The organism is Nitrincola sp. (genome assembly GCF_048264025.1).
Taxonomy (GTDB): Bacteria; Pseudomonadota; Gammaproteobacteria; order Pseudomonadales; family Balneatricaceae; genus Nitrincola.
Window position 1 is genome coordinate 80,949 of record NZ_JBLXDN010000016.1, and the last position, 10,795, is coordinate 91,743.

Here is a 10,795-nt window from a genome sequence, read left to right on the forward strand (position 1 = left end):
GAATCACAGATTTTCAGTCAGTGCTTCTGTTGTAGACCCTTGTGTATGCCATCTGCTTTGCCATAATGCACACATTATTATTCTCGGGAGCGAAAGATGCAGGTGTCGCCATTTTCAACTATAAAAACGCTAGTATGTACGCTATCACTGGCTCTTGTTAGTTTTTCAGCAACGGCTCAGTTACCTGCCAGCCTCAATCAAGTCATTGACGCCCAGCACTTACCTGCTGATGCCATGGGTATTTGGGTACAACAAACCGACAGCAGTACCCCTTTAGTAGATCACAATACTGACCGCCTGTTTAATCCGGCATCGACAATCAAACTGGCTACTACCCTTGCAGTGCTGCTAGAGCTTGGGCCCTCCTATACCTGGAGAACCGACATCCGTGCGACTGCTGCGGTTGAAAACGGCGTACTGAAAGGCGACTTGATTCTCCGCGGAACCGGCGATCCTGGTGCGGTCAGTGAAGAGCACTGGCGCATGTTAAGAGATCTGCAGCGCATGACCGGCCTAAAGCGTATCGAAGGCAACGTCATTCTGGATGCCAGTTACTATATGCTTCCTGCCGGAGATCCAGGTGATTTTGATGGCCAACCCTACCGAGCTTATAACCAACTCCCCTATGCCTTACATGTCAATTCAAATGCCATTCGCTTTCACATATTGCCAGATGGAAACGCTATCCGTATAGAAGCAGAGCCCCCTTTACCAGGTCTTCAGATTGAAAATAATCTAACACCAGTCAGTAGTGGCAATTGTGATGCATGGCAACGTGGTGTGCGTTATGACGTAGGTGATAATAACCAGGTTACGTTCAGCGGCAGCTATCCAGTAAACTGTGGTAACTACGAACTGTTGCGCACGGCTGTAGCACCAGATTTCAATGCCGCCGAACTTTTTCGTCTGCACTGGGCACAATGGGGTGGCGAACTCACCGGAGAGGTTCTGAGCCACTTCGGCTCACCATTACCTTATGAAACAACATTGATGACCCACATCTCCAGGCCGCTGGCTGATTTAATTCGTGTCTCTAATAAATGGAGTCACAATGTCATGACCCGCCACATGGCATTAACCCTGGGCGCTTACAAAATGGGTGAGCCAGCGACCCTGGAAAAAGCACGCGTTGCATTGATTGATGTACTGTCATCGGCAGGTGTCGAAACTGATGGTATGTTTATTGACAATGGCTCAGGCCTTAGCCGCAACGCGCGGATCACCCCAAAACAACTGGGGCAAGTTCTTCAGGCGGGCTGGAATAGTCCCAGACGCCCTGAATTTCTGTCGTCTTTATCTATATCCGGTATAGATGGAACCACTCGACGCCAATACCGCAATGAAGATAAAACAGGCCAGATGCACCTTAAAACAGGGCTACTCAATCAGGTTTCAGCCATTGCTGGCTATGTCAGAAACCAGTGTAATGAAGATGTTATGGTTGTGCTCTTGATCAATCACCCCGAAGCACACCAAGGTCATGGGACACGCATGCAACAGAATTTGCTGGACTGGGTGTACAAAACCGGGCAGTGTCGTGGATAAGTAGGCATAATAGACACGAGTTTGAATCGACACGGGCACCCCTCCCGGTTATGAGCGGATCCAGATTAATGCGGCATTATAAAATTAACAATCTAGCTGTATTCCTGTCTGGACTGGCAGGATACTTTTACATGATAGCGGCGGCTACAGCCGACATATCACACTTGGATGAAAGTGCTTTTTTGATCGATATCCCCATGGTCACTTCAGCAACACGCATGTCTCAGCACCAAAGTGATGCGCCGGTATCCGTGTCCGTTATAGACCGAGCCACTATCACAGCATCCGGAGCTCAAACAGTTCCGGACCTATTACGTCTGGTACCGGGATTTCAGGTAGCCCATGTCAACAGCAATAAATATGCGGCCACCTATCATGGACACAGTGATGACTTTCCAAACCGCCTTGAGGTCATGGTTGATGGACGTTCAGTCTATATGCCATTGATTTCTTCGCCTGACTGGACGTCCTTGGCATTGCATCTAGATGATATCGAACGTATAGAAGTGGTTCGTGGGTCTAATACCGCCACACAAGGCTCCAACGCATTCCTGGGTGCCATTAATATCATCACCCGACACCCGTCGACTGAAGCTAGGGCTTCTGCATCGGTGACACTTGGCTCATTGGATACAGCCAATAGCAATCTGCGCTTTAGTGGCAATACCTCTATGGGTCATTACCGAGTATCCGCCAGCCATGAAGAAAATACCGGCAGCAAGCAGTTTAGTGATGGCGCCAGACGCAATTATTTGAATTTCAGTGGCAGTTTTGCACCCAGTTTGTGGGATCAAGTGGACATCTGGCTAGGAGTTGACCGAGGGCATACAACGATAGGTTCTTTAAAATCTGCTAATGATCCGCCATACGATATCGCCACAGCAAGGCGCGACTATCACTCAGACTTCCAGCATATTGCATGGCAGCACACATTAAATCCACAAACAACATTTGAGCTTCAAGGCTATCGAGCCTATCTGAGCCTGGATGAGCAGAAACCAACCTTAGAAGAAGCGCTCAGAACAACGTTAAAAGCCGATGAGTATTTTGCCTGGTTGGCCAACCCTGGCAACTTCGTTGCTGAAGAAACTTTTTACCGGCAGATTCTGGATAGCACCCCCAGCCTAAGACTCTTCGCTGAAAATGGTTCGACACGTCAGGAAGACCTACAACTATCAATTATTCACCAGCAAAACCGAACATCAACCTCGGCTGGACTCGGTTATCGGAGGGATACAGGTAAAGGAGATACACTTTTTGACCAAGGTGATGTGCATTCAACCCGACTCAGGCTTTTTGCGAATAGTGTTATCAGTCCTAGCCAAGCCTATACTATTAATCTAGGCGCTATGCATGAGAAGGAATACTCAGGTCCGGGGGCAACCTCTGGTCGAGCTGCACTAAGCCTGCATGTAACGCCAGACATCACATTACGCTTGGGCTTAAGCAGCAGCGAGCGCTTACCTTCACTGCATGAGCGCTACAGCCAATCTACTATTTATCTCACGCCCGATAAGAGTCAAATATTTGATGCCATTCGCAGACCTAATCCAGACTTGGAGCCTGAGCGCATACTAAGTCATGAGATTGGGTTATTGTATAAATTTAGCTCGCTACCTGGTTATTTTGACCTGCGCATTTTTAATGAGAAGATAACTAAAGGAATAGCCACTTATCGAGAAGCCTTTACCGATGAGCTCAATACAAATGACCAGACAGTCAGGATAAGTAAAAATATCGCCGACTGGCAAAACCAAGGTGCTGAATTCCAGTTAAAACTTCAGCCGACAGATGATTTCTGGTTTTTATTGAATTATGCCTACGTCAATAATACGGCAAAAAGTTATGCGGTATCTGCCAACCGGATATTTAACCGAAATCAACTTGCCGCCCGGCACAGTGCGTCTATGCTACTAAACTGGCAACCGATTCCTGATATAAATCTAAGCGCAAGCCACTATTTTGTCGATCAAATGCACTGGCTGGAAGGGGATAATCGGGATGCTTATAACCGCACAGATCTTCGTGCGGCAAGACACTGGACTATGGGCCCTCAAACACAAGCCGAACTATCGCTGACTATTCAGAATGCCTTTGGCCCCAGTTATAAAGAGTTCTACGACTATCACGACTTTGATCGTCGTTTTTTTGTACAGTTTCGTTTAAAATATCACTAGTTTTTGTTAAAACCGGAACCTATTGTGGATGGACCCGCATGCTACAGTCTCTGAAAGCATCTAAATCAGCGCAGCCAATTCAAAATCTCTGCCAGACTATACGCTCGGGCAACTCCTTTCCCGTCAACATTATCCTGATTTATTTACTAGGTACAGGTCATCTGACTCTTGCTGCTGAGCAGACTTTGCTAAGTGAAGCTGACTTCATCGCTGATATTCCCGTTGTCAGTTTAGCCAGTCGGTTAAAGCAAAATCTTCACGATACACCCGCCTCTGTGACAGTGTTGGATCGTGCCACTATTTCAGCTTCTGGTGCACAAACACTACCTGACCTGTTAAGACTGGTACCGGGCTTTCAAGTATTTCATGTCAATGCCAACAAGTTTGGTGCCAACTACCATGGCATGAATGATGAGTTTCCCAACCAATTAGAAGTGATGGTCAATGGTCGGTCGGTCTATCTACCACTTTTATCGACCGTAATCTGGACATCCTTGGGGTTGCATCCTGAGGACATTGAACGTGTAGAGGTTGTCCGGGGCTCCAGTGCAGCCACCTATGGCTCCAATGCATTCATGGGCGCGATCAACTTTATAACGCGACATCCAGCGTCCGACGCTAAACTAACAGCGGCAGGCACGCTTGGATCGAAACAAACTCAAAACGGACATCTGCGTTATAGTGGTGAATCACAAAATATTTTTTACAGGATAAGTGCAAGCCGAGAATCCAATGCCGGCAGCTCACGTTTCAATGACAGTGCCAATCGACAATACCTCAGCGCCGATCTTAGCTTTGCACCCAGCCTCTTCGATACAGTCAATCTGCACTTGGGTATTGATCAAGGCTACACACATTTAGGCTATCTGTATCCATACCATCGATTCCCTGACAATCAACACTATATTAGCCGCTCTGATTACCGAGCCAATCACCAACAAATTAATTGGTCACGTTTGCTGACCCCGGATGCCACGCTTCATATCAGCGCCTATCGCAACGATCTAAAGTTAGATGAGTCACGTCCTACAACGGAAGATATACTGACCTACTATCTGCCAGAAGCGTATCAGACTCAAGCCATGGCAGAACAGCTGTTACAGTTGAATCCAGAATTCAGGGGCTATCGAGAGCATGGTAGAACCCATGTCCTGGACACTGAAATAGCCCTGGAAACCCGCCGTTTTGGTCTTAACAGCTATACCGGCCTGGGATTTCGTAATGACCATGCCAGCAGCCCTGTTCTGCTGCAGCAAGACGATATCAGCGATCAGCGTTACCGCCTATTCCACAGTAGCGAATTTCAACTTACCCCGAAACTACTGGTTAACCTGGGTATTATGCATGAAGTACAACCCGGTGACTTAAGCGCTACATCTACCCGCGCGGCGGTTAACCGACAACTATCAGACGATACCAGTATACGCCTAGGATATAGCCATAGTGAACGCTTACCTTCGTTATTGGAACGACGGGGAAACTATCGAGTGGAACTGCCCCCTGATCAGTTTCATCCCATTGATCGTCCTAATCCAGAACTCGGACCTGAGCGTAACCAAAGCTGGGAAGTGGGGATATTACACAATCTAACCCCATTGAATGGTTACCTCGACCTGAGGATCTTTCACGAACGTATATCCGATGCCATCGTCAATGTCAGACAGTCTGATGGCGCAGGCATGAAAATGAACCGTGGCTACTGGCGAAATCAAGGCATGGAAGCTCAACTGAAATTACAACCTCATGATAGCTTCTGGCTAATTGTTAACTATAGCTATCTTGATAATCACGCTGGCAATTGGGACCAAGGACACCAAGATGAGGCATTTACACATTTTCCAGGCGGGCAGCTTTCACCCAAGCATACACTTTCAGCACTACTGAACTGGCAACTTAACGAAAACACCAACCTAAGCAGTGCCTATTACTTCATGGATCAGGTGCGATGGCGTGGAAGTTATGGGACACTGACTCCACAGGAACATTATCAGCGACTGGACCTGAAACTAGCCAGGTATTGGCAAAATGCTTCACAGAAAATTGAATTAGCTGCGGTCATCCAAAATGCATTTCACGGTAGCTATAAGTCCTTTTATCAGGATAATGAGTTTGATCGCAGGGTCTTTCTGCAATTCAGACTGACGATGGATTAACGGCGGACAGGATGTATAGGGAAAGGTTAAAATTCATACCATACAAATTAGCCAGCCGCTTGGCGGGCTATGTATTACTGCTATGTTTTTTGTCTTCAACCTCGTCACATGCTCACTCAAAAACATTGGTCATATTGTTAAGTGACCGCCATCACATCTATCAGGACCTGGCAAACGCAATACAAACCGAAACCTTTACTGATTACCGTACTCTCGTTCTGGAAGAGTTAGACAGTGATATGGTAACTATTCCAGATCTAATACTAGCCATAGGTACACGTGCCTGCGAAACAGCTTTGCAACTTACCTGGCAGCACAGTGATATCGTCTGTACCTTCTTGCCCTCTCAAACGTTTATACAACTAGTTGAAAAATATCGAACTGGCCCAGCTGTAGCTACGGCAGGCGTTACTGCCATCTTTATGGATCAACCGTTGCAGCGTCAAATACTCCTTGCCCGATTAATCGCCCCTAGCGCACAATCGATAGGTACAGTATTTGGCAGTAGTTCTGTCTATCAGCAACAAGCCTTTATGGCGCTCAGCAGAGCAGCTGGCTTTGAAGCACAGCATGCATTTCTGGACGAACAACAGAATCCGGTTCAAGTACTTACACCGTTGATTCAGCGCAGTGATGTCTTCTTATCACTGCCGGATAGTGCCAGCTTTAACCGTAATGTAACGCGCTGGTCACTCTATATCACCCTGCGAAATCGCGTTCCGCTAATTGGATTCTCGGCCAGTTATGCTGAAGCAGGTGCTGTTGTATCTATGTATACAACACCACAACAGCTGGCTAAACAAACCAGCCAGGTGCTGAGTCAGTTGACCAGTACGGACATAATGCCAGCACCGGCTTATCCGGTAGAGTTTACATTAAACATTAATCAATCAGCGGCCAGAACCCTCAGGCTAGATTTACCAGCAGCAGACGTCCTGACTCAACATCTGACTGAGGTATTTCCCTGATGCCACAGTTTAATTCTGACATTCGTCAACGCGTACTATTTCTCTCCTTAATTCCAATGCTGGTAATTACCTGCATACTTGGATTTTTCTTCACTTATACACAACTCAATTACGCCCGAACCGGCTTATTGGAAAAGGGGCAAGAACTAAGCGAGTTACTCTCAGCCGCCGCTGAATTCGGCATTCTGAGTAACAATGCGGCAGAACTTCGGCCTCTGAGCCATCAATTGATGCAAAACCCACTGGTCATCGACGTGTTGTTCATGGATCGAGATATGAACATCATTTACAGGGAAGATACATTCGAATTAACCATCGGTTTTCCGCCTGAGCCCTCTGCTTTAGTCAATCAGCATTGGTATTTCAGTCATCCCGTCAAGCCAACACCTATACGTACTGATAATGTGCCAGAACTCTTTGCTGAGCAAACATCTATAGAAACCGTCGGCTGGGTCACACTAATTTTTTCAGATGAGCCTATACGCCAGCAACAGTTACTTATTATTCGCAATAGTCTATTTATTATATTCAGTGGATTTTTAATCACCTTTTCCATATCAAGTTACTTTGGCAGAAAAATCAGCCAACCAATTAAGCAACTTTCTGACATCATTACCCAGCTCAGGCGGGGAAATCTGGGGGTCAGAGCACCCACAAGTCAGACAGATGAATTCAATCAGCTCGGTGAAGGCATCAATGAGCTGGCAAAATCACTTGAACAGTCTAATCGACATATGGAAACCCGTATCACCCAGGCTACTCAAGCTTTGTCTGTAAGCCTGCAGGAACTAGAGCGGAAGAACCAACAGTTAGTACGGGCACATGAAAAAGCCGACTCAGCAAACCGTGCTAAAGATGCGTTTCTTGCACGTATGAGCCACGAACTGCGTACCCCGTTAACCTCAGTAATAGGTTTTACACGCATGATACAAGAGGGTAGTGGTGAGCAGGAACGCGCCCATTATCTGAAAATCGTTGATCATACATCACAGATGCTTTTAACTCTGATAGATGACTTGCTGGATTTCACTCGATTGGAATCCGATGCGCTAGAGCTAGAAACCATCGAATTTCACCCAGAACAATTGATTCATCAGGCGTTGGAGATGCAAGCGCCTGCTGCACATTCCAAGGGTATTGAGCTCATATTCAGTGGTGGCTTTAATCTACCGATACATCTGTCTGGAGATCCAACACGTATTCGCCAGATCATAACGAACCTGATTGGCAATGCGATCAAGTTCACGGAAACGGGGCACATTGTATTACATACCGAATACCAACCTGACAAACACATACTGACCCTCAGCGTATCTGATACAGGCATAGGGATTTCGCCAGAATACAAAAGTAAGATGTTCGATTCTTTTACCCAGGCAGATAACAGTATCAGCCGTAGATACGGTGGTTCCGGATTAGGGTTAGCGATCGTGTATCGCCTTGTGAAGCTTATGCGCGGCAATATTGAGGTACGTAGTGAGCCCGACAAAGGTACTACCTTTGATATTCAACTACCGCTCACTAGCGAAACTGAACTTTTCAGTATTGATTTAATCGATGATTTCTCAATTAAAACAACAACTGCAGAGTACTCAATTGCCGTCGTCGAAAAAAATGTGGCTTCACGAAAAAATCTATTGGAACTGTTCGAGCACTACGGCTATCCCTGCCGCGTCAGCGAGCGTCTTGAAGACATTCTGAGTACTGAAGAACCTATTAGCCATATTCTACTCAGTCACTCAGTTTTGGAAGAAGATACTGATCTCCTGCTACGTCAAACAGAGTCGCTACGTCAACGCTTCCCTGGCGTAAAGCTGATTTTACTGCTGCCAGCCAATTTCCGATGGGATTGCCTGAAAAAAATCAAAGCCAGTATACTGAACAAGCCCGTGTCTCCCACTCAAGTACTCACGGTGCTGGAGTATCCTGAACAGCAAGAACAAGGTAAGGATTATACAAATTACCAACTCAATAAGCTGGAAATTCTGATTGCTGAGGATAATGACTATAACCGCTTACTGATCAAACGTATTCTTAAACAGGCAGGTATTAGCAGCCGGGAAGTGGTTACCGGTGCACAGGCTATTAAAGCTGTTTCTGAAAAGATGCCGGATATAGTGCTTATGGATATAAATATGCCGGATATGGATGGTATCGAAGCTTCACGCCAAATACTTGATCAGCATCCTAATACTAATATCATCGCGTTGACTGCAAATATCTCCTCACGTGAACAGCAGCTACTCAATCAACTTGGGATCAATAAAATACTGATCAAACCCCTTAATATCGAAAAACTCTATGCACTGCTGAGCACACTGGATATCAAAAAACCAACTAATGCTGTGGAAAAATCCGCCGCCTCTTGGAGTAATCTGGAGTTTGAGGAAGAGATAGAGCGTCAGCTCAAGGAGATTCAGTCACGAATTTATGCCAAAGACTATGCTGCCATCGGACGTAACGCACACCAGTTACATGGTTTTGCTGGCTTATTCGATCATCCGGAAATAGAGAACATAGCCCATCAATTACGCAAAGCGGTTATTAGCCGAGATATACGTAAAATATGGAGTGTGTACAATCAACTTGCGCGGGTGGTAAAGGGAATGCGGACACTTTGAAATAATCAAAACTCTCGAGTAACCGGTGATTCTGCTATCAGTTTTTCCAACTGAATAACTACACTTTGTAACCGCTGACGACTTTCACGATCATAGATATAGCCATTAATCCCCTGCCGTGCAGCTGGCCTATCTAGATTACCTTCATGTAACTCAACCAGCTGTCGGCGAATAGCCTCAAGTTCCGGATCATGACTGATTGGATAGCCTATTAGCATATCCCAAGCCTGCTCTGTTGTTGTACGATCTTCAACCCCTTTGATCAACTTCAGTACATAGTGACGATCTGGCCGGTAACTAGGTGACTTGCCAAACGCCATAGCCACACCGATCAGCGCCAAGAAAAATGCACTGACCACAAAAACAATCAGAAACTCCATCAATGTGCCATTTGATCAAATGGGTAATCAAGTAAAAACTTTGCGGCAGCTCGTATCGCTTCACCATGCTGCTGTTCCACCAATTCAAGCTCTTGCTGGTAGTTGCGCTTTTCTTCAGAAGAAAGACGTTTCCAATCATCCAGCATTGGAATGTGCTCAGTCTTTCCATAGACCAGCTCAATAACAGTAAGTAACTCCTGCTGGTGCATTTGCGGCGACAAGTTGTCTAAAAGAACCTTGATACGAATACAACCCTCTGTGAGAGGACACTGGTCTTCAAGTATACCGCGAGAAATAATTCGAATACTGTCGATAAGATAAGTGCGCTGCTTAAGCGCTGACGCGGCATAAGCTTCAGAGACTTCATTTTGTTGCTTTTTTCGTTGCGTGCTTTGTCGCAGCAAGTAAACAATATAAACAGCGAGGCCGACGCAGACCACTGTTAAAGCACAAATTAATAAATAAGTAACAGTCATAACAACTCTTCATTCCAGAGGGTGACACACTATATTACAGCTTTTGTGTGATCTTATCATTGAGCTGGAACTGCGGCTGTTTGCATTGCCGCTGATGGGTATCCCCGCTATCGAGGCATATAACGCCATGGTCGGCGAGTATACAGAAAACGCAGGAGCAGTTTTCTGCCCGTACATTCTGCACATAAAAAAAGGGCCATCCTTCTGGATGACCCTTTCTTTAGTATTAAGTGCCTGGCGATGACCTACTTTATTCGGGCTACGCCCTCACCCACTCAGCGCATTGCGCTTCGGGGCCGTCGTCGCAGGCTCCGACGTTCAACGCGCTACGCGCTGTTGTCACCTGGGCCATGTGCGAGCAGGTCACAACGAGCAGATATAAAAAAAGGGCCATCCTTCTGGATGACCCTTTCTTTAGTATTAAGTGCCTGGCGATGACCTACTCTCACATGGGGAGACCCCACACTACCATCGG

Annotated in this window: 7 protein-coding genes; 5 read left to right on the top strand and 2 right to left on the bottom strand. The window is 46.3% G+C overall.

Annotated elements, in window-relative coordinates:
- The first annotated feature begins 96 nt into the window (after nt 1-96).
- From dacB to ACN0R1_RS13055, 5 genes are all read left to right on the top strand, one after another.
- On the top strand, nt 97-1,545 hold the full coding sequence (gene dacB / locus ACN0R1_RS13035) for a D-alanyl-D-alanine carboxypeptidase/D-alanyl-D-alanine-endopeptidase (RefSeq protein WP_417583520.1): 1,449 nt from the start codon (nt 97-99) through the stop codon (nt 1,543-1,545).
- Nucleotides 1,546-1,613: 68 nt separating this feature from the next.
- Nucleotides 1,614-3,722 (top strand): TonB-dependent receptor plug domain-containing protein, encoded by a 2,109-nt coding sequence (locus tag ACN0R1_RS13040; RefSeq protein WP_417583521.1) that lies wholly within the window; start codon nt 1,614-1,616, stop codon nt 3,720-3,722.
- Nucleotides 3,723-3,760: 38 nt separating this feature from the next.
- Entirely contained in the window at nt 3,761-5,875 is a 2,115-nt protein-coding gene (locus tag ACN0R1_RS13045; RefSeq protein WP_417583523.1) for a TonB-dependent receptor plug domain-containing protein, read from the top strand.
- A 134-nt stretch (nt 5,876-6,009) separates the two neighbouring features.
- Nucleotides 6,010-6,843, top strand: coding sequence for an ABC transporter substrate-binding protein (locus ACN0R1_RS13050; protein WP_417583525.1), 834 nt, complete (start codon nt 6,010-6,012; stop codon nt 6,841-6,843).
- A complete protein-coding gene (locus tag ACN0R1_RS13055) occupies nt 6,843-9,464 on the top strand; it encodes an ATP-binding protein (protein WP_417583527.1) in 2,622 nt (873 codons plus the stop codon). The genes ACN0R1_RS13050 and ACN0R1_RS13055 overlap by 1 nt, the downstream gene beginning before the upstream one ends.
- Nucleotides 9,465-9,469: 5 nt before the next feature.
- Here ACN0R1_RS13055 and ACN0R1_RS13060 read toward each other — a convergent pair whose 3' ends face one another.
- Entirely contained in the window at nt 9,470-9,844 is a 375-nt protein-coding gene (locus ACN0R1_RS13060; protein ID WP_417583529.1) for a hypothetical protein, read from the bottom strand.
- The gene (locus tag ACN0R1_RS13065; RefSeq protein WP_417583531.1) at nt 9,844-10,320 is read right to left on the bottom strand and encodes a DUF2489 domain-containing protein; all 477 of its coding nucleotides are present in this window, start codon (nt 10,318-10,320) and stop codon (nt 9,844-9,846) included. Before ACN0R1_RS13065 ends, ACN0R1_RS13060 begins: the two co-directional genes overlap by 1 nt.
- Nucleotides 10,321-10,795 lie beyond the last annotated feature (475 nt).

Bases quoted from the DNA above. Each gene is read 5' to 3' on its own strand.
- ACN0R1_RS13055 (WP_417583527.1), top strand. From the start codon at position 6,843: ATGCCACAGTTTAATTCTGACATTCGTCAACGCGTACTATTTCTCTCC.
- ACN0R1_RS13040 (WP_417583521.1), top strand. From the start codon at position 1,614: ATGCGGCATTATAAAATTAACAATCTAGCTGTATTCCTGTCTGGACTG.
- ACN0R1_RS13060 (WP_417583529.1), bottom strand. From the start codon at position 9,844: ATGGAGTTTCTGATTGTTTTTGTGGTCAGTGCATTTTTCTTGGCGCTG.
- ACN0R1_RS13065 (WP_417583531.1), bottom strand. From the start codon at position 10,320: ATGACTGTTACTTATTTATTAATTTGTGCTTTAACAGTGGTCTGCGTC.
- ACN0R1_RS13045 (WP_417583523.1), top strand. From the start codon at position 3,761: ATGCTACAGTCTCTGAAAGCATCTAAATCAGCGCAGCCAATTCAAAAT.
- dacB (WP_417583520.1), top strand. From the start codon at position 97: ATGCAGGTGTCGCCATTTTCAACTATAAAAACGCTAGTATGTACGCTA.